Below are 24,350 nucleotides of genomic sequence, written 5' to 3'. Positions count from 1 at the left end.
GTTAAACCTTCACCCCGACCGCCAGTTCCGTTTGCTGGAGCCCTCTGATCTGGTCCCGGAGCTCAGCCGCCCGTTCAAAGTCCATCTGGCCCGCCGCCTTTTTCATCTCTTTTTTGAGATTTTCAATCATCTTGGGGATTTCATATAAAGGGATCCCCTTGAGTTCAGGCGCATCCATGCCACCCTTAGGTACCGTAAAATAATCTTTTTCGTAAACAGAGTGTAAGGCATCAGAGATCGTCTTCTTTATTGTCTGCGGCGTAATCCCCTCCTTCTTGTTGTACGCCTCCTGGATCTTCCGGCGCCGTTTGGTTTCATTCATCGCCTTCGCCATCGACTGGGTCACGGTATCGGCATAAAGGATGACTTCCCCATTCACGTTACGGGCGGTGCGGCCAAAGGTCTGAATCAGTGATCGCTCGGAGCGTAAAAAACCTTCCTTGTCCGCATCCAGGATCGCCACCAGCGAGACCTCCGGCAGGTCCAACCCTTCGCGCAAAAGATTGATCCCAACCAGAACATCAAAGGTCCCCAGTCGGAGGTCACGGATGATCTCCACCCTCTCGAGGGTCTCCACATCCGAATGGAGGTAACGAACCTTGACCCCCTGCTCCCGGTAAAACTGGCTCAAGTCTTCCGCCATCCGCTTGGTCAACGTCGTCACCAGGACCCGCTCCCCTACGGCAACCCTTTTTTTAATCTCTTTTAACAGGTCATCCACCTGGCCCGCCACCGGCCGGACGGAAACCTTGGGATCAATCAATCCGGTCGGACGGATCACCTGCTCCACCACTACCCCTTCAGACTCTCTCAATTCATACTCCGCCGGTGTTGCCGAAACATAAACAACCTGAGGCGCGAGCCGCTGAAACTCCTCAAACCGGAGCGGCCGGTTGTCCATCGCGGAGGGAAGGCGGAAACCATAATCAACAAGTGTGCCCTTGCGGCTCCGGTCGCCGTTGTACATCCCGTTTAACTGCGGGACGGTGATATGACTCTCATCGATAAAGAGGAGATAATCCTTGGGGAAGTAATCGAGCAGTGTCGGCGGCGGTTCGCCCGGGTTGCGCCCGGTAATAGGACGGGAATAATTTTCAATCCCCTTGCAGAAACCGATCTCCTCCATCATCTCCAGATCAAAACAGGTCCTCTGTTCAATCCGCTGGGCCTCCACCAAACGGTTCTCTTTTCTGAAATATTGAATCCTCTCCTGCAACTCGTCACGGATGGAATGCATCGCCCTCTTCATTTGGCCCTCCGGCGTGACGTAATGGGAGGCCGGGTAAATGGCAATTTTCTCCAGCTCTTTTAATTTAGACCCGCGAAGCGGGTCGATCTCAAATATTTTTTCAACCGTATCCCCAAAATATTCGAGGCGGATCACCCGTTCCGCTTCATGGGCCGGAAAAATCTCAACAACATCCCCACGAACTCGAAACGTCCCGCGATAAAAATCGACGTCATTCCGCTCATACTGGATCTTGATCAGTCCTTTGAGGACCTCATTTCGCGGAAACTCTTGCCCCTTTTCCAAAAAGACAAGCAGACCATGATAGGCGGCCGGATCCCCCAAGCCATAGATGCAGGAGACTGAGGCGACAATGATCACATCGTTTCTCTCCAGAAGGGAACGGGTCGCAGAATGACGGAGTTTGTCGATCTCCTCATTGATCGAAGAATCTTTCTCAATGTAGAGGTCCCGTTGGGGGACATACGCCTCCGGCTGGTAGTAGTCATAGTAGCTGACAAAATACTCGACCGCATTTTCAGGAAAGAGTTCCTTGAATTCTGCATAGAGCTGGGCCGCCAAAGTTTTATTGGGGGCAATGACAAGGGCCGGCTTGTTGATTTTGGCAATAAGATTGGCAACGGTGAATGTTTTGCCGGAACCGGTCACGCCAAGAAGGGTCTGGTGTTTCACCCCCTTCAGGAGTCCGTCACAGAGTTCATCAATCGCCTTCGGTTGATCCCCCTTCGGCTGGAAGGGGCTGGCTAATTTAAATTTCTGAAAGGGCGGCATGATTACTGTTTCACATGCCACTCCGTGGAACTGTCTGGATTGTCTTTAAGGATGATCCCCTTCTGCTCCAGCTCCTGACGGATCCTGTCCGCCTCGGCAAAATTCTTTGCCGATCGAGCCTTCTTCCGGTCTTCAATCAATTTCTCGACAAAAGAGGCATCGAGACCGGATTGACTGATATGCCTCCCTTTTTTTGCGGCCAAATACTGTGCAGGCTCTTTATCAAGAACCCCCAGCACAGCACTCACTTGCGCAATCTCACTCAAAACCGACTTTTTGAATGCTGAAGAAACCTGTTTTTTCTGTTTTTCCAGCTTATCAAGGGACTTGTTGAGCCGGCGGACCCAGTCAAAAAGGTCTCCCAGAAATTGAGTGGCGTTGAAATCGTCATCCATCGCCTTTTCAAATTTTGGCAGGAGATGAAATTCCTTCTCGTCACCCCCCAAATGGCCTTCGGAAAATTTCTTGAACCGGTCGATTGTTGCATAAAAGCGGTCCAAGGCCTCCTCGGCCTCCCTCATGTTCTGTTCGCTGTAGTCGATCGGACTCCGGTAATGGGCCGAGAGGAGAAAATAACGGACCGCTTCGCTGCTGTAATGTTCAAGAACGTCACGGAGCTTCCGGAAATGGCCGGTCGACTTGCTCATCTTTTCCTCGTGGATGTTCACAAAACCATTATGGAGCCAATATCGGACGAACGGCTTGCCGGTCGCTCCTTCCGACTGGGCGATCTCATTTTCGTGGTGAGGGAAAATAAGATCCCGCCCTCCCCCGTGGATATCCAGGCTCTCCCCCAAAAACTTGAGGCTCATGGCAGAGCACTCAATATGCCAGCCCGGCCTCCCTGGCCCCCAAGGACTCTCCCAGGAAGGCTCGCCCGGCTTGCTTTTTTTCCAAAGGGCAAAATCGAGCGGGTTCTTTTTCTTTTCCATCACCTCAACACGCGCCCCCGCCTCCAACTCCTCAATCTTTTTATGGGACAACTTTCCATATCCCTTAAAGCGGGAGACACTGTAAAAAACATCCCCCTCCGCTTCATAGGCAATCCCTTTTTCAACCAATTTTTGAATCAACTGAATCATCTCGGGGATATGTTCGGTTGCCTTCGGTTCCTGTGTGGGGGTTTTCAGATTGAGCCGGCCCATATCCCGCCGAAAGGCGTCAATATAAGTGGCGGCCACCTGGTGCCAGGGGATTTTCAGCTCCCGGCTTCTCTGAATGATCTTGTCATCAATATCGGTAAAATTCCGGACAAAGGTGACCTGGTACCCCTTGGAAAGAAGCACCCGATAGATCAGGTCAAACACTACCGCCGCCCGGGCATGGCCGATGTGGCAGTCGTCATAGACCGTCACACCACAGACATACATCTTCACCTCAGGGGGAGAAACCGGGTTAAATTCTTCTTTGTGTTGGGTCAGGTTGTTATAAACTTTGAGAGGCATCGTTATCGTTTTTTGAGAAGGACAACCGCCTGGGCGGCAATCCCCTCCCCTCGACCCAGTGCCCCAAGCCGCTCGTTTCTCTTCCCCTTTACATTGACCTGGTTTCTGGCAATTTTCAAGAGTCTGGCAACATTGGCCGCCATTGTTTCCTTGTACGGCCCCAGTTTCGGTTTTTCAAGGATAAGGGTGCTGTCGACATTCAGAACGACATAGCCGGCAGTCTCTACCTTTTTTAAAATTTCCTGGAGAAAAAACGAAGAATCTTTTCCCTTTAATGCTGGATCGGAGTCCGGAAAATGATCCCCGATATCTCCAGACCCCAAGGCTCCAAGCAAGGCATCGCTCACCGCGTGGTACAAGGCATCGGCGTCCGAGTGGCCATCGAGCCCCTTTTCAAAAGGGATTTCAACCCCTCCCAAGATCAGTTTTCTCCCCGGAACAAGGGGGTGGATGTCATAACCGATGCCGACGCGCATAAACGATCCCTTCTGCCAGCAACAAATCCTCCGGCCTTGTGATTTTTATGTTGAAAGGGGACCCTTCGACGACTGAAACCGGGTGACCATTCCTTTCCACCAACATCGCCTCGTCCGTCCCCAAAAAAGAATCCCTTTCGGCCCTGGCAATCGCCTGACTCAGGAGATCGTAACGGAAGGCCTGAGGGGTTTGGACAGACCAAAGCCGGTCCCGATCGACCGTCCTGATCACTTCTCTCCGCTCGCTCACCTCTTTGAGGGTCTCCTGAACCGGCAAGGCCAGGAGGGCGGCCCCGTTTTCTTTTGCCACAGTGATTAAGGCCTCCACCATTTTGGGGGTAACAAAGGGGCGAACCGCGTCATGAACAAGAACAATTTCGCAAGGGGGGATCGCCCTCAATCCCTTGATCACCGAGTCCTGCCTTTCCTGGCCTCCCGCCACAATCCATTGGAGCTTTTTGCCCCACGGGTGGTTCACCCAAGGGTGGTTCACCCAAGGGTGATTCACCCGCACCCCTTCCCCTAGTTCTTGTTCGGTTGTTGCTAAACGATCGGCCGCCACAACAAGGCAGATGGCATCAATAGCGGAGACTTGAGATAAGGCCTCCAATGTCCAGTGAAGGATCGGCTTTCCTTCCAAAAGGAGGAACTGTTTGGGTGGAGCACCCTTGGGTTGGGTCATCCCCATCCGAAGCCCGGAGCCGGCGGCCGGTATGATGGCAATTGTTTTCAAAGTGCCGGGGAAACTAGCGAACTTCAGGAGGGAAGGCAATAAGGATTAATTCTTAAAAATCTTCTGGATCTCTTTTAAAACGTCCGCTTCCTCTTTCTCCTGGGCAATCGCCAGTTCCTTGATCAGGAGGCTTCTTGCGGTATCCAGCATCTTTCTCTCCCCAAAGGAGAGTTCCTTTTCAAACTTGAGCATGGAAAGATCCCGGAGGACCTCGGCAATCTCATAGACTGAACCGGTCTTGATCTTGTCCATATACTCCCGGTACCGGCGGTTCCAGGTCTGATTGTCAACGGTGACATCCCGTTCCTTCAGGATGGCATACACCTCATCCACCTCATCCTCGCTGATCACCTCGCGCAGGCCCACCGACTTGACATTGGTGGTTGGCACCATGATGGTCATTCCATTGTCGAGGATCTTGAGAATGTAAAAGGTCTGGCGGTTGCCGGAGATCTCCCTCGTCTCTATCGACTGGACCTCACCAACCCCATGAGCCGGATAAACCGCCTTGTCCCCCGGCTTGAACATCTTCTGTAGCGCCATCTGTCGTCTCCCTTAATCTTTTAAAGACCCGTTCCAAAAAGGCCGCTTGGTATAACATAACTTCCGTTTTCCGTCAAATTCTATTGCACTCACCCTATTTCCCCTCTTCCATCATTGACAGCCCCCGATGACTTATACTATCCAACATCTTTATTTATTTGCTGTTTTTGGGGAGATAGCTCAGTCGGTAGAGCGGCAGACTGAAAATCTGCGCGTCGGGGGTTCGATTCCCTCTCTCCCCACACCTTGCACTTTCCGATTGGAACTGTCATATTTTAGCCAAATAAAAAGGGGGATCGTCTGATCCCCCCGTTTTAGATTGTCTCAAAAGGGCAACGCCCCTTCTGGACCTATTCTCGGTAGAAAGTTGAATTTGTTGCTTTAAAAGTGCTGGTCACTCTATTTTTTTTAAGATTTCTGGGTATGGTGGGAACTAGATCTCTTCATCTGGCCCTCGGGTCGTGCCAGAGTAAGGATTAAACTGGGTGTAGAACTGCTTGTGGGGCTTCAGGTGGTCTTCCAACGCCTTACCGGTCAGTCCCTTCGCTTTTCCCTCCTCCTCGGCACCCAGGAGACCTAAAGAGGAACCCAAGAAGAAAAAATGTTTGGCATTTTCACGCCTCTGTTCGTGCTCAATCCAAAAGATGGCATCCTCGATCAGGCCATTTAAGTACTCCTGCCGGGCTGGTTCCATATACTGGAACTCCGTCCCTTTAAGGAAGGCAAGACTGGGATATTTTTCAATGTATTGTTCAAAGGCCATATTAGCCGACCCCCAAGTCTGTAAGAAGCGCTTGCATGGTAATAACGTCAGCCCCTCTTAAATCAGGATTTTCACGCCCGGGACCATCGGCAAGTCTTAAAAAGGCAACCTCTCGCGGGTCTCTCGGTGTCGAAAGGCGGGCTGTCGCTGTCCGCGGGACACCGCTTGAGGTAATCTCTGCATAGCGGGTAAGAACAGCCGCCTCGATTCTGGCGATGCCTGGGGCATCCCCCCTGGCCACAGCAACCCTATGGGCTCGTTCCAACTGGGCGGCTAAAGCCGGGTCCTGTTCTCGAATACTTTGAAGTGCCTGTGGGAATGTGACCGCCATAAGTTATCTCCTCCCCTCTATACTTGCAAACCGTTTGCCAACCATCCCTATAATTATAACTATATGAAATTACTATATAATTTATTGATTCGCCTTATCAAAGCCCTCATAAACTGATGTCTTGGAACCCCAATTTGGCCCAGATTCAAGTGGATGGATTGTTTCTTCATTCGCCTCTATTATCGTCAGGGGGAGGAAAAAGTTGCCCTATACTTTTTACTGATAATTTCCTATAGGGTGCCCCTATGGCGTACCAGAGGAAGGATCGTTGGTATCAAAAGGCCAAAGAGAAGGGGTTTAAATCGCGAGCCGCCTTCAAACTGATGGAGATCAATAAGAAGTACCGTCTCTTGAAACCAGGGATGCAGGTCATTGATCTCGGGTGTGCCCCTGGCGGGTGGCTCCAGGTTGCCTCCCGTGAGATAGGCCTCTTGGGTAAGATCATCGGTATCGATCTTGAAGCGATTGAGGGGATTGAGGAAAAGAATATCTCTTTTGTGAAGGGGGATATCAACAACCCACTTGTCCAGCAACGGACCCTGGCAGCATTAGGGCGTAAGGTGGACCTGATCCTCTCCGATATGGCCCCTCATACCACCGGGATCAAGTTTCAGGACCAGTACAACTCCTACCAGCTGGCCCAAAAGGCCTTTCAGTGTTGCCCCCTGTTTTTGAGGGAACAGGGCAGTTTTGTGGTCAAAATCTTCCCCGGAGAGGAACTGGAACCCTATAAAAGGGATTTGAAACCGTTTTTTGACAAGATCCAAACCTTTATCCCGGAAGCGACCCGGAAAACCTCGACTGAGATTTATCTGATTGCCACCGGTTTCAGGGGTCCCCAAAAAAGCGAGGCCCCGGTCACCTAAGGCAACCAGGGCTCTCGATCAATGTTGGAAGAAGGAGTGGGGGATCGCGTGGGGTCAAGGTTTTCTCCTTCTTCCATCCTTGAACCCCAATCTCGTTTCATGCCTATTATCGCCGTTGGGGGCGCAAAGTTGCTAAGATTCTCCTTGGAATCACCCCTTGCAGTTTTAGCCCAAATCTCCTACAGACCAAAGCATGTTTAAAGGCTCCATGGTGGCCTTGGTCACCCCATTTAAAGACGGAAAGATTGACGAAAAATCGCTGCGCGACCTCGTCGAATGGCATATTTCTGCCGGTACCGACGTGCTCGTCCCCTGCGGAACGACCGGCGAATCGGCAACCCTCTCCCACGAAGAGCATGACCGGGTGATCCGTATCGTTGTGGAACAGGCCAAAAAGAGGGTAAAGGTCTTGGCCGGGGCCGGTTCCAACGCCACCGAAGAGGCGATCCGACTCACCCGTGAAGCCAAGAAGTCGGGCGCCGATGGGGCCTTGAGTATCACCCCTTACTACAACAAACCAACCCAGGAGGGGCTCTACCGGCACTTCAAGGCGATCGCCACCGCCGCCGGTCTCCCCCTTGTTCTTTACAACGTCCCGAGCCGGACCGGCGTCAACATGCTCCCGGAAACGGTCTCCCGATGCGCCAAAATTGATAACATCGTTGGGATCAAAGAGGCCTCCGGCAACCTCGTCCAGGTTTTAGAGATTTTGCGGCAATGCGGTGATAATTTTGACGTCATTTCGGGAGAAGACGCCCTCAATTTCCCGATTATGGCCTGCGGCGGGACCGGCTCTATCTCGGTCACCGCCAATGTTGTTCCTCAAGAAATGGCGGTCCTGTGTGACAGTTTTTTTGCAGGTGATCGTGAGAAGGCCAGATTTTTACATGAAAAATTACTGCCTCTTCATGAAGCGATGTTTTTTGAGACCAACCCGATCCCTGTCAAGACCGCCTTGGGCCTCATGGGAAAATGTTCCCCTGAAATGCGACTCCCGCTCTGCCCGATGGGGGAGGCCAACCTTGAGAAACTCAAAAAGGTCCTGAAGGAGCATAAGATTTTATGATCCGGTTGATTGTTTGTGGCGCGGCCGGCCGGATGGGGCGGCAGATCATCACTAACCTTTGCCAAGACCCCGATCTCAAACTGGTCGGCGCCATCGAATCCCCCAGCAATGAAGCCCTTGGCAAGGATGCCTGTCTGCTCGCCGGCTGTTGTTCCTGCGGTGTGATGATTACCGACTCGCTCCAGGAACTGGCGGGCAAAGGGGAGGCGATCATCAGCTTTTCCACCCCCTCAGGAAGTCTTGAACATTTGCAGGCGGCGGCACGGGCCAAGAAACCGATTGTGATTGGAACTACCGGTTTTTCCGAAGACGTCAGAGGAGAAATTAAAAAACTGTCCCGAACCATCCCGATTGTCTTGGCTCCGAATATGTCCACCGGTGTCAATACGCTATGGAAGATCGTCGAAGAAGCGGCCCGTGTCTTTGGAAAGGGATTTTCCGTTCAGATGAAGGAAGTCCATCATGTCCACAAAAAAGATGCCCCTTCAGGAACCGCCCTTCGCACCGCTGAAGTGATCGCCACAGCCTCCGGAAGAGAGCTGTCGGACATCCCTATCGAATCAGTTCGCGAGGGAGAGGTGGTCGGGGATCATACCATTCTTTTTTCCGGACCGGGCGAATCGCTAGAAATTACCCATCACGCCTCTTCACGGGAAACCTTTTCAATAGGGGCCCTCCGTGCCGCCAAATGGCTCATTGGCAAAAAACCGGGCCTCTACGACATGCAGCAAGTCCTTGGCCTGAAACCATGAAGATAGAACTCACCGATCGAATCAGAAACCTGCCTCCCTACCTCTTTGCCGAAGTCGATCGTCTGAAGGCCGAGCAGATCAAAAAGGGGGTTAACGTGATTGACCTCGGAGTCGGCGACCCGGATCGCCCAACTCCTGAATTTATCGTCAAAGAGTTGCAGAAACGGGCCGAAGACCCTGCCAACCACCAGTATCCCTCTTACAGCGGGATGAATCAGTTTCGGGAAGTGGCCTCCCGATGGATGAAGAAGCGCTTCGGTGTCACTCTTGACCCCGAGACACAGGTTGTCTCCTTGATCGGTTCTAAAGAGGGGATCGCCAACATCCCTTACGCCTTCGTCAACCCCGGAGATTATGTCTTGATCCCTTCACCGGGGTATCCTCCTTACACCAGCGGGACCCTTTTTAGCGGGGGCCAGCCTTATTTTCTACCCTTAAAAAGAGAAAACGGTTTTCTGCCTGATCTTGCGGAGATCCCCGAAGATATTGCCGTCAAAAGCAGGCTTCTCCATATCAATTATCCCAATAACCCGACGGCGGCGGCGGCCACCAAAGAATTTTACAAAGAGGTGGTTGCCTTCGCACAGAAATACCAGATCATTGTCTGTAGTGATGCCGCTTATGCGGAAATCTATTTTGACGGCAAGAAACCGGTGAGTTTTCTCGAGATACCCGGTGCCATGGAGGTCGGGATCGAATTTCAGTCCCTCTCCAAGACATTTAACATGACTGGATGGCGGATCGGCTGGGCTTGCGGCCACCCCGAAATTGTCGCCGGCTTAGGAAAGGTGAAGACCAACGTCGATTCGGGTGTCTTTCACCCGATCCAGTTTGCCGGTATGGTCGCGTTGGAAAAGGGAGAAGCGGCGGCGGCTGAGATTCGCAAGCTCTACAAGGCAAGGCACACCCTTTTTATCAGCGGCCTGAAGAAGATCGGTTTTGATGTCGCCAGCGCGGCGGCCACTTTCTACGTCTGGGTCGCCATCCCTGGTGGGTATAACTCCAAGAGCTTTGCCATGAAACTCCTGGAGGAGAATGGGATTGTCTGTACCCCCGGAAACGGTTTTGGAGAGCACGGCGAAGGGTTTGTCCGTTTTTCCCTTACCAAAGAGGAAGACCGTCTCCAAGAGGCGTTGGACCGTCTCAAAAAACTCAAAGTCTGATGTCGGAGATTGCTTTTATTGGTATCGGTTCCAACCTTGGTGACAGGCTCAAGAATTGTCGCCAGGCCATTGATCAGTTTTCTCTCTTGCCGAAAACAAGGGTCGTCCAGGAATCTCCATTCTATGAAACAGAACCGGTGGTCCTCCCCCATCAAAAGGGACGACAAGAGTGGTTTATCAACAGTGTGATTCAAATCAAAACCGATCTTGAACCTGAGGCCCTTTTAAAAAGGCTTCAAACGATTGAAAAAAATATGGGGAGAGAAAGCAAATCAGATTGGGCCCCCCGGACGATTGACCTCGACCTCCTTTTTTTCGACACCCTCATCTTGGCAACGCCAAACCTGACCCTGCCCCATCCGGAGATCGTCAAAAGGCGCTTTGTCCTGCAACCGCTCTTCGACATCGCCCCCGATTGGGAACACCCCCTCCTCAAGAAACCGATCCGGACCCTTTTAAAAGAGCTTGAAGACCGATCCCAAGTTAAGGTATGGCTAGTGAACAATCACTCATGAAAATATTTATCGATTCTGCCGATGTCAAAGAGATCCGCGAGGCCCAGGCGATGGGGGTGATTGATGGGGTCACCACCAACCCGACCCTCGCCGCCAAGACGGGGCGAAATTATAATGAAACCCTAAAAGAGATCTGCTCGATTGTGAACGGGCCGGTCAGTGCTGAAACCGTGAGTCTCGATAAGGACGGAATGATGAAGGAGGCACAGGCCTTCCGGAAGATCCACAAAAATATTGTGATCAAGATTGTGATGACGACGGAAGGGCTCAAGGCGGTCAAGCAGTGCGCCGCGGAGGGGATACCAACCAACGTGACCCTCGTCTTTTCGGCCAACCAGGCGTTGCTCGCCGCCAAGGCGGGGGCCACTTTTGTCTCCCCTTTTGTCGGGCGTTTGGATGACATCTCCCAGTACGGGATGGAACTGATCCGGCAGATCCGGCAGATCTACAACAACTTCGGCTTTAAAACCGAGATCCTGACCGCCAGTGTCCGTCACCCGGTCCATGTGCTTGAAGCGGCGCTAATGGGCTCGGATGTCGTCACCTGCCCCTTTCCCGTCATCACCCGGCTCGCCAAACACCCGTTGACCGATATCGGGATTCAGAAATTTCTCGACGATTGGAAGAAAATCCCAAAGTAAAAGTGGGCGATTACCCCTTTTTCTGGAGTTCCTTGAGGACCTGTTTGGCTACCATCTGCATCGCCTCCATGACCCCTTCTCCCTGGGTAGCGACTGATTCAAAATCCGGAAGCTTGGAACTGTTTAAGATCTCACGCAGTTGCGCCACCGGCGCCGCATTGGAAAGGTCCCTTTTGTTATACTGAAAAACGAGGGGGGGGATTGAACCCGCCTCTTGTTCACGAAGACTATCCTTGAGGTTGCGGAAACTCTCAATATTCGCCTCCATCTTTTCCACCTGTGAATCTACCACAAAGATAACCCCATCCACCCCCTTCAAGATAATCTTCCGGCTATTGGCATAAAGGATCTGGCCCGGAACGCTATAAAGGTGGAGACGAACTTGATAATCTTTAACCTTGCCTAAAGAGAGAGGAAGGAAATCAAAATAGATGGTCCGGTCCTGTTCCTCTGTCAGTGAAACGATTCTGCCATTTTTATTTTTGGAGACCTTTTCGAATACTTTGCGGAGGGTTGTAGATTTGCCAGAAAAGGCGGGGCCGTAATAGACAATCTTGCAGTTGATCTCCTTCTCTTTGGGATTGATAAAAGACATCGGGAAGGATGGTAACATGCCCCATTGAAGAGCGTCAATTTGTTTTACACAAACCCGGCGGCCTGCCGGTCGGCACGGTAAGAACTCCGAACAAGAGGGCCGGACTCGACATGGGCAAAGCCGATCTCCTCCCCGATCTCCCGGTACCGAGCAAACTGTTCGGGGCTGATATAATCAACCACCGGGTGGTGTTGTCGTGAGGGACGAAGGTATTGCCCGAGGGTCAGAATCTGACAGTCAACTTTTTGTAAATCCTCCATCGCCTCAATAACCTGTTCCCTGCTCTCCCCCAAGCCCAGCATCAGACCGCTCTTGGTCATCATCCCAAATTCTTGCCTCGCGATCCGAAGGGTCTTTAGGGACCAGTCATACCGGCTCTGAGGCCTGATTTTTCCCTGAAGCCCCCGAACTGTTTCCAGATTATGGGCCAGGAGATCCGGGGCCGCTTCGCAAACAGTTTTGAGGCAATCTCCCCTGGCATGGAAATCAGGAATTAAAACTTCGATCTTCAGGACCGGGCAGGCCTCTCTCACTTTTTGGATGGTCGTCGCCCAATGCGAGGCCCCTTCGTCCGGGAGATCATCCCGATCCACGGAGGTAATCACCGCATAGCGGAGGCCCAGTTTGGAGAGCATCCCCGCCACCTCCTCAGGTTCACGAGGATCCAAAGGACCGGGTTTTCCGGCAGGGACATCACAAAACCGACAGGCCCGTGTGCAAGTATTCCCCATGATCATGATCGTGAGTGTCCCATTGTTCCAACATTCCCCGATATTGGGGCAGGAGGCTGATTCGCACACCGTATGAAGACGATGCTCCCGGGCAAGAAGCTTCAAACGGTGGTATTCTTCCCCCTGAGGCATCTTCACCTTCAGCCATTCCGGATGCCTCGTGTAGGGTGAACCACCCTTAGATTTGAGCGACTCGTTGGGGTGAATCACCCCCGCTACCTGTTTCCTTTGATACCTCATGAATCATCCCCTCAAAAAGTTCCTGCCAGTAACCGGTAATTTTTGATTCTACTTCTGTTGTCGAGAGATCCACCCCCTCTTTTTGGAGGGAAGTGATTTCACAACCGACGAGACCACACGGATCGATCATCTGAAAACCGGTCAGGTCATTGTTGACGTTCAAGGCAAACCCGTGTCGCGTCACCCCATGATGCAGACGTAATCCGAGAGAAGCGATTTTCCTCCCGCGCGTCCAGACACCGATGATCCTGTCACGAGAATAGGCGACGACTCCAAAATCAGCAAGAACGCGAATTAACATTTCCTGTAATCGACAGACAAATGTGGAGATCGACAAACCGTGAAGGGCCAGTTTGACAATCGGGTAACCAACGACTTGTCCGGGATTGTGAAAGGTAATTTTCCCTCCACGATCGGTCTCCCTAAAGACGATCCCCTGACCTTCCAGAAATTCCCTGGGGACCTTGAGAAACTGCCATCCTCCAGAGAGACCAACGGTCATGACCGGTTGGTGTTCTAACAGGAGGAGGGTATCTGGAATTTTGTCAACGCACCGGAGTTGGTGGAGCTCCATTTGCTTTGCCAGTGCCTCATCGTAAGAGATAGGGCCCGGGCAAAGCGTCACCACCGGTTTTTCAGATATGGATCGCACACCCATAGGCATTGGCCGCCGCCTCCATGACCGCCTCCGAGAGTGTCGGATGGCTGTGGATTGACTGATAAAGGGATTCACCGGTCGCTTCAAGATTCATGGCAGTCGTCACCTCGGCCACCAATTCTGTAACACCAGCGCCCACGAGATGAACCCCAAGGATCTCGCCATACTTGTCATCAACGATCACTTTGACAAAGCCAAATGTCTCTCCGCTGGAGAGGGCACGTCCCGAGGCCTGAAAGGGGAAACGCCCGACACGGATCTTGTCCGTTCTTTCCCGTGCCTGTTTCTCGGTTAACCCCACATGGGCCACCTGCGGTTCGCAATAAACGCAAGAGGGGATCCGGTCATAATTGATCGGGCGCGGTTTGGGTGAATCACCCTTCTTGCCGGCAATCCCTTCGACAGCGGCGAGCCCCTCGGCGCTCGCCACATGGGCCAAGAGCGGCGGGCCGATCAGATCACCGATCGCGTAGATCCCATCTTTCGCTGTTTGAAACCGCTCATTTACTTTAACAAAGCCGGTTTTGGGATCTCCCTGGATGACCTTGCCCAAACGATCCCCGTTCCCCTGCATCCCAACGGCCAACAATAAAAGATCGGCCGATGTCTCTCCCTGTTGGTCCCCCGAACGGTAAACAATTTTCACACCATGACTGTTTTTTTCAACTTTTTCCACCCGTGCACTGGTATGAATACCCCATCCTTCCTTCTTGAACTGCTTTTCAAGCGCCTCGGAGACCTCCTGGTCTTCAAAGGGAAGGATGTTGGAGGCTACCTCAAAAAGAGAAATGGCCGCGCCAAGGCTGGCATAAAAATAGGCCATCTCTACACCGATCGCCCCCGCCCCGATAATCGCCAGATTTTTCGGGCACTGCGAAAGCTGGATCGCCTCACGATAAGTAATGATTTTCTCCCCGTCTGGTTCGATCCCCGGTAAACTTCGAGGGCGCGCCCCAGTGGCCAGCAAGATATTCTTGGCCTGCAGTTCTTTGGCGCTATTGCAAGAGGTAATACCCACTTCACCCGGCGCCAAAATTACGGCCTCTCCTTCGTAGAGATCAATCTTATTTTTTTTGAAGAGAAACTGGACCCCTTTTTCCAAACGCCCCGCGACCTGCCGGCTCCTCTTGATGACTTGGGTAAAATCAAACCCGACCGAGCTGGCCTTGAGACCATAATCCTCCGCCCTCTGCATCTTGGCAAAAAGATGGGCCGATTCCAGAAGCGATTTAGTCGGGATACAACCCCAGTTCAGACAAACCCCACCCACCTTTTCCCGTTCGACCACGGCCACTTTAAGACCCAACTGGGAGGCACGAATCGCCGCGACGTAACCCCCGGGACCGGTACCAATAACAATAAGATCATAGTTTTGAGTCATAAGGATTCTCCAATATTTCCTTCAATGTTTGCAAAAACCTCGCCCCCACCGCCCCATCAACAACTCGATGGTCACAAGAAAGTGTCATTGAAATTTCTCTTCCAATAGAAATTTTTTCTTTCTTAATGACCGGAATTTCACGTGTTTTACCAACGGCCAGCATCGCGGCGGCGGGGGGAACGATCACAGCGGTAAACCGCGTAATGCCAAACATCCCCAAGTTGCTAATGGCAAAAGTCGCTCCTTTGTATTCCTCTTCTTTCAATTTTTTCTCACGGGCTCTCTGGGCCAACTGTTCCAATTCAGCAGAAATCTCTTTCAGTGTTTTTTCCTCACAATTGCGGATAACCGGCGTGACGAGTCCTCCTTCTGCGATATCAACCGCCACGCCGATATCGGCATGGGGGCAGGTAAGGAGATGATCCCCCATGAGTGCATCACTCTGAAAGACCGTGTTGACAAGGGGGTGTTTTTTGAGGGCGATGGCCGCCGCCTTGATCAAAAGGGCGGTGATCGTCACGCCTGTTTTCTTTTTCTTGAGTTTTTGTCTAAAAACCTCCATCGGGGCAGCATCAATATCGATATTCAGGTAATAATGGGGAACGCCCGGTTTGGAGGACTGCATCGTCCGGACGATCGCCTTCCGCATCATCGAGAGCTTGACTGGTTCTCCTTTTTGAAAGGGTTTGGGGATTTCCTGTACGGGCGGTTCGCGAACCGCCCCTACCATTTTTTCAACATCCTGCCGGATAATCCGACCACCGGGCCCGCTCCCGACAACCGTTGTTAAATCAACTCCCTTTTCTTCAGCAAGCCTTCGAGCCAGTGGTGAAGCCTTGATCCAACCTTTTTTATCGGTAGGGACCGGTTCCGGTCTTGGGGGGATCACAACACCTTGGGGTTTTCTCTGACTCTCTTCTCCTTTTCTAATCCCTTCTGTCTTCTCAATCTTTTTTATTTTTTCCTTCTTTTCTATCTTCCCCCTCTTTTCTTCTTCTACCATTTTTAAAAACTCGCCGATATCCTCTCCCCCCTCATCCGCCACAATCGCCATCGCCCCGCCGACCGGGAGGGTTTCCCCTTCGGCAGCAAGCCTTTTCACCAAAACGCCCCCTTCATAACATTCAAACTCCATCGTCGCCTTGTCGGTCTCCACCTCGGCGATCAGATCCCCCGGCTCAATCTTATCCCCTTCCTTCCTGAGCCATTTCAGGAGTTCCCCTTCCTGCATGGTATCCGACAGTCGCGGCATTCTTAAAATATACGCCATAATCTTTCCTACCCTTTCATATACAGAACATCCCGGACGGCATCAATCACCCGATGAGCATCCGGAATCACCTGATGCTCCAGCGGTTTGCTATAGGGCATCGGGACATCCAGTCCTGTCACCCTTCGGATTGGGGCATCCAGTTCGTCAAAAATATGATTGTAAATAACATCCGCCACCTGGGCCCCCACGCCGTAAAAATGCCACCCCTCTTCTACAATCACACAACGGTGTGTTTTTCGAACCGATTGAACAATCAATTCTTCATCGAGCGGCCGGATTGTTCTTAGATCAAGAACCTCGGCAGAGATCCCAAACTCTTCCAATCGTTTGGCCGCTGTCAGGGCGACATAAACCATCTTGGAGTGAGCGATAATCGTCACGTCACTTCCTTCTCTCTTGATATCCCCCACACCGATCGGAATCAGGTATTCCCCTTCGGGAACATCTCCAACCGAACCATAGAGAATCTCCCCCTCAATAAAAATGACCGGATTATCATCCCGAATCGCCGACTTCAGGAGCCCTTTGGCATCCCTCGATGTCGAGGGCATCACTACTTTAAGACCAGGAACCGAGGCAAAAGTGGACTCAAAACATTGCGAATGTTGTGCCGCCAACTGGTGGGCCGCCCCGCCGGGGCCTCGAATAACGCAAGGGACCTTCACCTGCCCGCCTGACATATAACGCATCTTCGCGGCGCCGTTGACAATCTGATCAAGTGCCAAAAGGGCGAAATTAAAGGTCATCATCTCAACCACAGGTCGAAGCCCCCCCATGGCGGCACCGATCCCAAGGCCGGCAAAGCCGGCCTCTGTAATCGGCGTATCGATCACCCGCTTTTCACCAAACTTCTTGAGGAGCCCCTGACTCACCTTGTACGCCCCGTCATACTGGCCAACCTCCTCACCGATCAGGACCACCGCAGGATCCCTCTCCATCTCCTCCACCAGCGCCTCGTTCAAGGCTTCTCTGTAAGTTATTTTCTTAAGCATACACATCCGCAAAAATATCTTCGTAGCTTGGGAATTCAGACTCCATCGCAAACCGGACCGCCTCATCCAACACACCCTTGACCCCTTTTTCCATTTCCTTAAAATCTTCCTCTGTCACTGATTTTTCAACCAGAAGTTGATCTCTGATCTTCCTCAAAGGATCTCTCTCTTTTTGTTCCTCCAATTCCTCCTTGGTCCGGTAATGGGCCGGGTCACTCATCGAATGCCCTTTGAAACGGTAAGTGACCGCTTCCAAAAGTGTCGGGGTATTCTCCTGGCGAGCCCTCTCTACCGCCTTCTTCGTCGCCTGGTAGACCGCCTCCACATCCATCCCGTCAACCTGTTCGTGCGGCATGGCGTAACCGGAGGCCTTCTTGGCAATATCATAAATCTTGGTCGTCCGTTCGATGGCGGTCCCCATCCCATAGCGGTTATTCTCACAAATAAAGACGACCGGGAGCTCCCACATGGCGGCAAGATTCAATGTTTCATGAAAAACCCCCTGATTGGTCGCCCCATCTCCGAAAAAACAGAGAGAAACACGACCGTTCCCCAGATACTTCGAGGCGAACGCAGTCCCGGCCGCCAAGGGACAATGGCCAGCCACGATCGCATGCCCCCCCAAGAACCCTTTCTCGACATCAAACAGGTGCATCGACCCCCCCTTCCCCTGGGAACAACCACTCTTTTTTCCAAAAAGTTCAGCCATCACCCGCTTGGGGTCAGTCCCCTTAAGGATCGGATGGGGGTGTTCGCGATAAGAGGCAAAAACATAATCCTGGGGATTCAGGGTTCCTATCGCCCCTGTCGCCACCGCCTCCTGACCGATGTAGAGATGACAGAAACCGGTTACATACCCTTCCCCGTACATCTGGGCCACTTTTTCTTCAAAACGACGGATCAGGAGCATCTGTCTATAAAAGAAGAGAGTCCTTTTTTGAAAATCTTCCGGAGCCTTCATATTTTTATGGTTGATCAACTTTTAGTGAGTCCATTTTTGAAATGCTTTAGCTGTAAGCCTGGCGTGAGGTCAAGGCTCGGGCCAATGTCATCGGATCGGTGAATTCGAGGTCTCCCCCTACGGGGACCCCCGAAGCAATCCGGGTAATCGCCACGGGATAGTTTTTGAGCAAATCCTTAAGATAAAGAGCGGTCGCCTCCCCTTCCATGTTGGAATTGGTCGCTAAAATAAGCTCTTTCACGGCTTCCCCCTTAACCCTCTTCATCAAGGAATCAATCTTTAGTTGCTCCGGTCCAACCCCCTCCAGCGGGGCAATCACCCCGTGCAAGATATGATAGGTCCCTCGATAGGTCCCTGCCTTCTCCAACGCGATCAGATCGGCCGGTTCTTCCACCACACAAACAACGGCCTGGTCTCTCTCCGGATTCCGACACAAGTAACAGAGCTTTTCTTCCGCAAAATTTTGACAGCGCTCACAAAAATGAACCTTTTCCCGAACGGAGAGAATGGCATTGGCGATCTCACGCGATAGTTCACCGGGGGAACGCAAAATAAAAAAAGCAAGCCGAGTGGCCGTCCGCTCACCAACCCCGGGAAGACGTACGAGCGCACGGATCAGTTGATCAATCGGATTCTTTGACGGATTTCTCGGAACTTCTTTGATCACCGGTTTAGGAATCATTCGGGATCACCTTGGTTCTACTGCCTGAAAAAATGGAGATCGCCTCGGGTAAAAGAGGGTCTTTTATCAAGACCGGCGGTGGTTTCTTCTCGGCGGTCATCTGGAAGGAAAAACCGACCTCCTGAAGGAAAAATTGGCGCCCCATTTTTTTGAGCGGCTCCAGCCAGGCCGGATCCTGGAGCATTTCACCATAGACCGATCCCTTGGGAAAATTGATCTCAATACGGGGTAATGCAAAATGACCCACCATCCCGTGCGACAGGATCGCGCCAATCTGCGGTTTGGCCCTCCGGACAAAGGCCAAAAAGGAGGGCCAGTCCTTGCCACCAGACTCAACCTGTTTTCTGGACATCTCAACCTCTCCCATCCTGGGGGGCGTCATCACAAGGGGGGTCACAGATCCCCCCTGGGTGTCACACCCTTCCATCTGTTCTAATTTTCTCAAAATTTCATCCAGGGATTGAAGGGGGATACTATCGGTCATCCGGACAAGGGCTACTTCAAAATGGGCCTTCGGGATCGGAGAACGCTGGAGGTCCTGATAATTTTTAAGGGCCAGATCGAAGAGTCTTTCAAAATCGGTACGCCCTCCCAGCGCCACCATTTCTTTCAGAAACTGTTGTTCCTCTTCCGTTTTTTCAGACAAGACCTCAAGATCACCCGCCACCTTGTAGAGGAGGAGGTCCCGAAAAGACTCCAGCAGGTTGAGGGCTAATCTCCGGAGATCACCACCCGCCTTGTAGATGGCATCAACAATCCGGAGAGACTCTTGGGGTTCCCCTTTTAAAATCGATCTTGTCAGTTCAGCAAGTCGTGTCACCGGGGTCAGTCCCAGAAGCCCCTCCACAAACGAACTGGTAATTTTTCCATCCCCCATCGCCACCGCCTGATCCAGGAGACTCAAGCCGTCTCTCAGGCTACCGGCCGCCTCGCGAGCCATCTGCTGGAGGGCCGAAGTATCGACTGTAATCTTTTCTTGCAAACAGACATGCGCTAGCCGATCAGCGATCTCCTTGGAACCGAGCCGTCTAAAATCAAACCTCAGGATTCGTGAAAGTATGGTCAACGGCAACTTGTCCGCTTCGGTGGTGGCGAAAATGAAAAGGACATGGGGTGGCGGTTCTTCAAGCGTCTTCAGAAGGGCATTGAAAGCGGCGTTGGAGAGCATATGGACTTCATCGATGATGTAGATCTTGTACCGACCGCCGGCGGCCATGTAGCGGACACCGTCACGGAGTTCTCGCACATCATCGACCGAGGTGTTGGAGGCCCCATCAATCTCCAGGACGTCCAGGGACCGCCCCTCCGTGATCTCCACACAAGCGGTACACTGGTTGCATGGTTTGAGGGTAGGGCCTGACTGGCAATTGAGCGATTTGGCAAAAAGACGGGCGAGTGACGTTTTTCCAATTCCCCGCGGCCCCGCAAAAAGATAGGCATGATGGAGTTTTTTGAGACGGATGGCGTTCCGGAGCGTCGTGGTAACCGGCTCCTGACCAACCACCTCTTCAAAGGTCTGGGGACGATACCGTCTGGCGAGGGCCAAGTAAGGGTGGTTCACCCAAGGCATCGTTTCCTATTGGCAGAAGGAGGGGGGTAAAGTCAACTGTTTACACACCCCCTTCTTGAATGGTACGGCCTAAGGTCATGGAGGGTAAATTCAAATACCTGGTCTATGATATCGAAACGGCGATCGACAAACCGCTATTGAATAAGGTCCTTTATTCCGGTGAAGGGCTGGATGACAATGCCGCCTATCAGAAACAGCTTGCGGAGTTGGCGGAAGAGGATCGGGATTTTGTCAACCCCTCTTTTCATAAACCGATCTCCATGGCCGCTATTGCCGTCGCCGATGATTTGCAGATCACCAAGATCGGCCTGCTCGGCGGGGAAAAAAGGACAGCCTCTTCCATCGTCCACGACTTCTGGGAGATCTATAACACCAAACAACCCCACCTTGTTGATTTCAATGGAAAAGGATTTGACCTTCGCATCCTTGAACTCTGGGCCTTTCGTCTGGGAATTACTATTCACAAGAAACATTTTGATAAATACGGGGTCCGCTACAAATTTTCTGACGAATCTCATTTGGACCTCCATGAATTTCTGACAAACCACGGAGCGATCCGTTTTAAAGGAGGGCTCAATCTCTTTTCCAAACTCCTGGGAAAACCAGGAAAGACAACCACCAAAGGGGTGATGGTCCAGGAACTTTATGAAAAGGGAGAATTTTTCAGGATCGACGATTACTGCCTGGCCGATACGATGGACACCTACTTTGTTTTTCTAAGAACCCGCGTCATGGTCGGCGAACTTTCGCTCTCACAGGAAAAAGAACTGGTCCAGGCGGCCAGAGAAAAATTGGAAGCCAAGGCAAAAAAAGAAGGGTACTTCAAAGAGTATCTCGAATTTTTTGGAGAGTGGGTTCCTGAAAATTAGAACTGTCCCCTCAATTTCTTTTCGGCCGCCGTTAGATGAATCTTATTGTTGTAGCGAGCCCGGGAAATTCTCAAACTCTTCACTGGTTTTCTGCTCAGCCGGGCCATCGCCTGATCGAGCTTCGGAAAACAACGGGTCAGTTCATCAACAATCGTTACGGTGGCTGACCGGGCCGTTCGGGACAACGGATTCAAGTCAACGGTAACCACCTTTTTGCCGATTCTGCGAAGCGCTTGGCAACGATCACCATCTTCCAACGGGACAAAAACGACATCCGCCTTGGCAATCCCTTCAAGGTTCATTTTGCGGCGCGGATGACCAAGCCCCTTTAGGATTTTGTATGACCCACAGTGACTTCCAAGGACTTTTGCGGCCCCACACTGTTTGAGATACCGGATGAGGAGGTGTTCTCTTTTAGGATCATAATGAAAAATATTCACCTCAAGCGGGATTTTCCAGCGGTTTGAAAAACGGGCCAACTCCGGACCGATCAGCGCGGCAACGTTGCCATTGACGGAAATGACCGGACACCTGGCAGTGAGCAGATAAATGGCAGAGGCTTGAATGGCTTGCCATGCGAAAGGATGGGTCTTCTCACCCAAGAGATAATCGAACGCCTCCCCCCGGCCATGGGCGATCAAACCGGCCCGAGAGGTGATCCCCCGTTGCACTCCAGAAACGATCTTTTCGCGAAGCCGGAGAGAACGGGCCCGGGGATGGGACGAGGGGATCTTCACAACAGCCGAGCCCCTTGCTGGTCAATGTTCGTTTTCCAGACCTGTTTCCCATTGTCATCGGGGATCGTGCTGACAAGGGAATTGCCGATCATAATCATGAAACCGGCCCCCCCCTGCTCCCTAATTTTTCGGACCGCCTTGGCCACCTCCGGTGTCAACAAACCGGACTCCTGCGAAAATCCCCATGATACTTCACACAGATCGAACCAGGAAATCTGGGGAAGCCTCTGTTCCATCAACAGGATCGCCTTTTGCCCTGCCTGATTCACCTTCGCAAGAGCCTCTGGGGATTGCAAAATAGCCCTTGTCTCTATGGCCCCATACACCGAACAATAAAAATCAGGAACCTCCACTGGTAAACTGATCCGCTTCGGGTCTTCTGTGTGACGATACACAACCCCCCCCTCTATCTGGGCCGCCACATCCCCAACACCGGTTTTGTGTTCCACTTCGGCCAAGAAAGAGACAGTTTCAAGATCCTTTTCTGTCCTTTTCAGCCCGAAAAAAGCGTTGACGGCAAGGGCACTGCTCAGGGCAGAGGCGGCACTGAGGCCAAAACCGGCCCCGAGGGGCAGAGGAGTTTCCAAAGAAAGATGAATCGGAGAAGGGGAAAGTTGTTGAACGACAGTGGTTACGGTCGGAATCTCTATCGGATTCCCGTTGAGAAAGGTTTTGTTCGTTTTTTCTTCCCTAAGCGAGGCGGTCACCCCTTCACGAATATTAATGGATAAACCGGTGGAATGGGGAAGCCCCGTTACTTTGTCTCTTGTTATTTGAAAATAGGCGGTGATACTGCCAGGGGAAAAGGCCAGTGGTTTGGACTTCATCATCTCTTCGAACGGGCAATCTTTAAAGGAGGTTCGCGGTGCGTCGTTTGGGCCTCTGATGGGAACGACCCTGTCTGGACTTCGTGGATGTATTCCTGAACCGCATTCGTAATGATCGGATGAAGATCGGCGTAGACCTTGACGTGCCTCAAGCGAAGATCTGGGATTAATCCGAGCATGTCGTGGATCACCAGAACCTGCCCGTCACAGTGCGGTCCGGCGGCGATCCCGATCGTCGGGATTTGAAGCGACTCGGTGATCTCCTGTGCCGTCTCCGCCGTCACACACTCGAGAACAAGGCTAAAACAACCGGCCTCTTCAAGGACACGGGCCGTCTCCAAAAGTTCTCTCGCCTCCGGAAGATTTTTTCCCTTCATCTTGTACCCACCCAGGGCATGGATCGACTGCGGCTGAAGACCGATATGCCCCATGACTGGAATCCCGACACCGGTCAAGGCCTTGACCGTCGGCACAATCTCCATCCCCCCTTCCAGTTTCACCGCAATCGCCAGCGTTTCCTTCAAGACTCGGCCGCAATTCAAAAGTGCCTGCTCCCCTGAAACCTGATAACTCATAAATGGCATGTCGGTCACAATCATCGCCCGTTTCACCCCGCGGCCGACAGATTGGGTGTGATACAGAGACTGCTCAAAGGTCACCGGAAGCGTATTGTCATGCCCCTGAACCACCCGTCCGAGGGAATCACCCACCAAAATAATATCAACCCCTGCTTGATCAAGAATCTGGGCAAAGGTGGCATCATAAGCGGTCAGCATGGCGATCTTCCGCCGCTCCACCTTCATCTTTCGCAGTTTGGGAATAGTGACTTTCTCAGATAACATAAGTGTCTCCATTGTCGAAGGATCCCCTCACCGGCTCCCGCCAAGGGCGACAAAATTCTTCTGCCCCCGCTTCGTGGAAAGGATCTCCTTGACCAGGTTCTGGTAATCAACTTCATTTTTGACAAAATCGATTTTGGTGCAGTTCACGACAAGAAGCGGTGTTTCAGTATAGGAAAAAAAGTACTGGTTGTATGCCTCCGCCAGCTCCTCCAGATAAGGGGTGTCAATCGACTTTTCAAAGGGGATCGCCCTCTTTTTGATATTCTTGATCAGAACCCCCACCTCCGACTGCAAATAGACGACAAGGTCCGGCCTTGGGAGTGAACCGTCCAGAAGCCGGTAGATCTTCTCATAGAGCAGTTGTTCGTCACGGGAGAGATTGACCGTGGCAAAGATCCGGTCCTTCGAAAAGAGATAATCGCAAACGGTAATCTGATTGAAGAGATCCTGCTGGGCCAACTCTTTTTGTTGCTGGTAACGGGAGAGCAGGAAATAGATCTGGGTCTTCAGGGCGTTCCGCGCCCGGTCTTTGTAGAACTCCGGCAAGAACGGGTTCTCATACGCCTCCTCCAGGATGAGGCGCGCCTTGAAGGTCTCGGCCAGCTTCCGGGCAAGACTTGATTTGCCAACACCGATCGGCCCTTCAACCGCAATGTACCGAGGTTCGTGAGGCATGGG

Annotated in this window: 27 protein-coding genes and 1 tRNA gene; 8 read left to right on the top strand and 20 right to left on the bottom strand. The window is 52.1% G+C overall.

The window, feature by feature from the left end; all coding sequences use genetic code 11:
• Position 1: 1 nt before the first annotated feature.
• The 5 genes from uvrB to HYS22_07250 form a co-directional block, all read right to left on the bottom strand.
• Positions 2 to 2,020, bottom strand: a complete 2,019-nt coding sequence (gene uvrB, locus HYS22_07270) for an excinuclease ABC subunit UvrB (protein ID MBI1909951.1) — start codon at positions 2,018 to 2,020, stop codon at positions 2 to 4.
• Between the two features lie 2 nt (positions 2,021 to 2,022).
• A complete protein-coding gene (locus HYS22_07265; GenBank protein ID MBI1909950.1) occupies positions 2,023 to 3,465 on the bottom strand; it encodes a cysteine--tRNA ligase in 1,443 nt (480 codons plus the stop codon).
• 2 nt (positions 3,466 to 3,467) lie between these two features.
• Positions 3,468 to 3,941 (bottom strand): 2-C-methyl-D-erythritol 2,4-cyclodiphosphate synthase, encoded by a 474-nt coding sequence (locus HYS22_07260; GenBank protein ID MBI1909949.1) that lies wholly within the window; start codon positions 3,939 to 3,941, stop codon positions 3,468 to 3,470.
• Positions 3,919 to 4,629 (bottom strand): 2-C-methyl-D-erythritol 4-phosphate cytidylyltransferase, encoded by a 711-nt coding sequence (gene ispD / locus HYS22_07255; GenBank protein ID MBI1909948.1) that lies wholly within the window; start codon positions 4,627 to 4,629, stop codon positions 3,919 to 3,921. Before ispD ends, HYS22_07260 begins: the two co-directional genes overlap by 23 nt.
• Before the next feature lie 90 nt (positions 4,630 to 4,719).
• Complete coding sequence (locus HYS22_07250; protein ID MBI1909947.1) at positions 4,720 to 5,202, bottom strand: CarD family transcriptional regulator; 483 nt, start codon at positions 5,200 to 5,202, stop codon at positions 4,720 to 4,722.
• A 184-nt stretch (positions 5,203 to 5,386) separates the two neighbouring features.
• Between HYS22_07250 and HYS22_07245 the strand changes: the two genes are divergently transcribed.
• Positions 5,387 to 5,459: transfer RNA gene (locus HYS22_07245), tRNA-Phe, on the top strand.
• 191 nt (positions 5,460 to 5,650) lie between these two features.
• Here the strand turns inward: HYS22_07245 and HYS22_07240 are convergent.
• Both HYS22_07240 and HYS22_07235 read right to left on the bottom strand, forming a co-directional pair.
• Positions 5,651 to 5,980 (bottom strand): hypothetical protein, encoded by a 330-nt coding sequence (locus tag HYS22_07240; GenBank protein ID MBI1909946.1) that lies wholly within the window; start codon positions 5,978 to 5,980, stop codon positions 5,651 to 5,653.
• Between the two features lies 1 nt (position 5,981).
• Positions 5,982 to 6,311 (bottom strand): hypothetical protein, encoded by a 330-nt coding sequence (locus tag HYS22_07235; protein MBI1909945.1) that lies wholly within the window; start codon positions 6,309 to 6,311, stop codon positions 5,982 to 5,984.
• A gap of 245 nt (positions 6,312 to 6,556) precedes the next feature.
• Here HYS22_07235 and HYS22_07230 point away from each other — a divergent pair, with 245 nt between their 5' ends.
• From HYS22_07230 to fsa, 6 genes are all read left to right on the top strand, one after another.
• On the top strand, positions 6,557 to 7,177 hold the full coding sequence (locus HYS22_07230; GenBank protein ID MBI1909944.1) for an RlmE family RNA methyltransferase: 621 nt from the start codon (positions 6,557 to 6,559) through the stop codon (positions 7,175 to 7,177).
• Between the two features lie 193 nt (positions 7,178 to 7,370).
• Positions 7,371 to 8,243, top strand: coding sequence for a 4-hydroxy-tetrahydrodipicolinate synthase (locus HYS22_07225; protein ID MBI1909943.1), 873 nt, complete (start codon positions 7,371 to 7,373; stop codon positions 8,241 to 8,243).
• Positions 8,240 to 8,995 carry a 4-hydroxy-tetrahydrodipicolinate reductase gene (locus tag HYS22_07220; GenBank protein ID MBI1909942.1) on the top strand — a complete coding sequence of 252 codons (756 nt, stop codon included), beginning with the start codon at positions 8,240 to 8,242 and terminating at the stop codon, positions 8,993 to 8,995. Before HYS22_07225 ends, HYS22_07220 begins: the two co-directional genes overlap by 4 nt.
• The gene (locus HYS22_07215) at positions 8,992 to 10,158 is read left to right on the top strand and encodes an LL-diaminopimelate aminotransferase (GenBank protein ID MBI1909941.1); all 1,167 of its coding nucleotides are present in this window, start codon (positions 8,992 to 8,994) and stop codon (positions 10,156 to 10,158) included. The genes HYS22_07220 and HYS22_07215 overlap by 4 nt, the downstream gene beginning before the upstream one ends.
• Positions 10,155 to 10,673, top strand: a complete 519-nt coding sequence (gene folK, locus HYS22_07210) for a 2-amino-4-hydroxy-6-hydroxymethyldihydropteridine diphosphokinase (GenBank protein ID MBI1909940.1) — start codon at positions 10,155 to 10,157, stop codon at positions 10,671 to 10,673. The genes HYS22_07215 and folK overlap by 4 nt, the downstream gene beginning before the upstream one ends.
• Complete coding sequence (fsa, locus tag HYS22_07205; protein MBI1909939.1) at positions 10,670 to 11,314, top strand: fructose-6-phosphate aldolase; 645 nt, start codon at positions 10,670 to 10,672, stop codon at positions 11,312 to 11,314. Before folK ends, fsa begins: the two co-directional genes overlap by 4 nt.
• A gap of 10 nt (positions 11,315 to 11,324) precedes the next feature.
• On the opposite strand, the gene HYS22_07200 is transcribed toward fsa, so the two are convergent.
• From HYS22_07200 to dnaX, 9 genes are read right to left on the bottom strand one after another with little or no spacing between them, the layout of a single operon-like run.
• Positions 11,325 to 11,909 (bottom strand): gliding-motility protein MglA, encoded by a 585-nt coding sequence (locus HYS22_07200; protein ID MBI1909938.1) that lies wholly within the window; start codon positions 11,907 to 11,909, stop codon positions 11,325 to 11,327.
• Between the two features lie 44 nt (positions 11,910 to 11,953).
• Complete coding sequence (gene lipA, locus HYS22_07195) at positions 11,954 to 12,880, bottom strand: lipoyl synthase (protein ID MBI1909937.1); 927 nt, start codon at positions 12,878 to 12,880, stop codon at positions 11,954 to 11,956.
• Positions 12,819 to 13,532 carry a lipoyl(octanoyl) transferase LipB gene (lipB, locus tag HYS22_07190; protein MBI1909936.1) on the bottom strand — a complete coding sequence of 238 codons (714 nt, stop codon included), beginning with the start codon at positions 13,530 to 13,532 and terminating at the stop codon, positions 12,819 to 12,821. The genes lipA and lipB overlap by 62 nt, the downstream gene beginning before the upstream one ends.
• Positions 13,516 to 14,919 carry a dihydrolipoyl dehydrogenase gene (gene lpdA, locus HYS22_07185; protein MBI1909935.1) on the bottom strand — a complete coding sequence of 468 codons (1,404 nt, stop codon included), beginning with the start codon at positions 14,917 to 14,919 and terminating at the stop codon, positions 13,516 to 13,518. Before lpdA ends, lipB begins: the two co-directional genes overlap by 17 nt.
• The gene (locus HYS22_07180) at positions 14,903 to 16,171 is read right to left on the bottom strand and encodes a 2-oxo acid dehydrogenase subunit E2 (GenBank protein MBI1909934.1); all 1,269 of its coding nucleotides are present in this window, start codon (positions 16,169 to 16,171) and stop codon (positions 14,903 to 14,905) included. The genes lpdA and HYS22_07180 overlap by 17 nt, the downstream gene beginning before the upstream one ends.
• 26 nt (positions 16,172 to 16,197) lie before the next feature.
• Positions 16,198 to 17,184, bottom strand: coding sequence for a pyruvate dehydrogenase complex E1 component subunit beta (locus tag HYS22_07175; protein MBI1909933.1), 987 nt, complete (start codon positions 17,182 to 17,184; stop codon positions 16,198 to 16,200).
• The gene (gene pdhA / locus HYS22_07170; GenBank protein MBI1909932.1) at positions 17,177 to 18,145 is read right to left on the bottom strand and encodes a pyruvate dehydrogenase (acetyl-transferring) E1 component subunit alpha; all 969 of its coding nucleotides are present in this window, start codon (positions 18,143 to 18,145) and stop codon (positions 17,177 to 17,179) included. The genes HYS22_07175 and pdhA overlap by 8 nt, the downstream gene beginning before the upstream one ends.
• Before the next feature lie 46 nt (positions 18,146 to 18,191).
• Positions 18,192 to 18,827 carry a recombination protein RecR gene (gene recR, locus HYS22_07165; GenBank protein ID MBI1909931.1) on the bottom strand — a complete coding sequence of 212 codons (636 nt, stop codon included), beginning with the start codon at positions 18,825 to 18,827 and terminating at the stop codon, positions 18,192 to 18,194.
• On the bottom strand, positions 18,817 to 20,397 hold the full coding sequence (dnaX, locus tag HYS22_07160) for a DNA polymerase III subunit gamma/tau (GenBank protein MBI1909930.1): 1,581 nt from the start codon (positions 20,395 to 20,397) through the stop codon (positions 18,817 to 18,819). The genes recR and dnaX overlap by 11 nt, the downstream gene beginning before the upstream one ends.
• A gap of 77 nt (positions 20,398 to 20,474) precedes the next feature.
• Between dnaX and HYS22_07155 the strand changes: the two genes are divergently transcribed.
• Complete coding sequence (locus HYS22_07155; protein MBI1909929.1) at positions 20,475 to 21,266, top strand: 3'-5' exonuclease; 792 nt, start codon at positions 20,475 to 20,477, stop codon at positions 21,264 to 21,266.
• On the opposite strand, the gene HYS22_07150 is transcribed toward HYS22_07155, so the two are convergent.
• The 4 genes from HYS22_07150 to HYS22_07135 are packed head-to-tail and all read right to left on the bottom strand — an operon-like array spanning position 21,263 to position 24,347.
• Positions 21,263 to 22,003, bottom strand: a complete 741-nt coding sequence (locus HYS22_07150) for a phosphopantothenate/pantothenate synthetase (protein MBI1909928.1) — start codon at positions 22,001 to 22,003, stop codon at positions 21,263 to 21,265. The two genes, HYS22_07155 and HYS22_07150, sit on opposite strands and share 4 nt — an antisense overlap.
• Positions 22,000 to 22,833, bottom strand: a complete 834-nt coding sequence (locus tag HYS22_07145; protein ID MBI1909927.1) for a hypothetical protein — start codon at positions 22,831 to 22,833, stop codon at positions 22,000 to 22,002. The genes HYS22_07150 and HYS22_07145 overlap by 4 nt, the downstream gene beginning before the upstream one ends.
• A complete protein-coding gene (panB, locus tag HYS22_07140; GenBank protein MBI1909926.1) occupies positions 22,830 to 23,672 on the bottom strand; it encodes a 3-methyl-2-oxobutanoate hydroxymethyltransferase in 843 nt (280 codons plus the stop codon). Before panB ends, HYS22_07145 begins: the two co-directional genes overlap by 4 nt.
• A 27-nt stretch (positions 23,673 to 23,699) precedes the next feature.
• Positions 23,700 to 24,347 (bottom strand): deoxynucleoside kinase, encoded by a 648-nt coding sequence (locus HYS22_07135; GenBank protein ID MBI1909925.1) that lies wholly within the window; start codon positions 24,345 to 24,347, stop codon positions 23,700 to 23,702.
• Between the last annotated feature and the right edge of the window lie 3 nt (positions 24,348 to 24,350).

The sequence above is a fragment of the Deltaproteobacteria bacterium genome, from assembly GCA_016177765.1.
Classification (GTDB): domain Bacteria; phylum UBA10199; class UBA10199; order JACPAL01; family JACOUP01; genus JACOUP01.
Note: the sequence above shows the minus strand (reverse complement) of the source record. Positions and strands in the feature narration are given on the sequence as shown.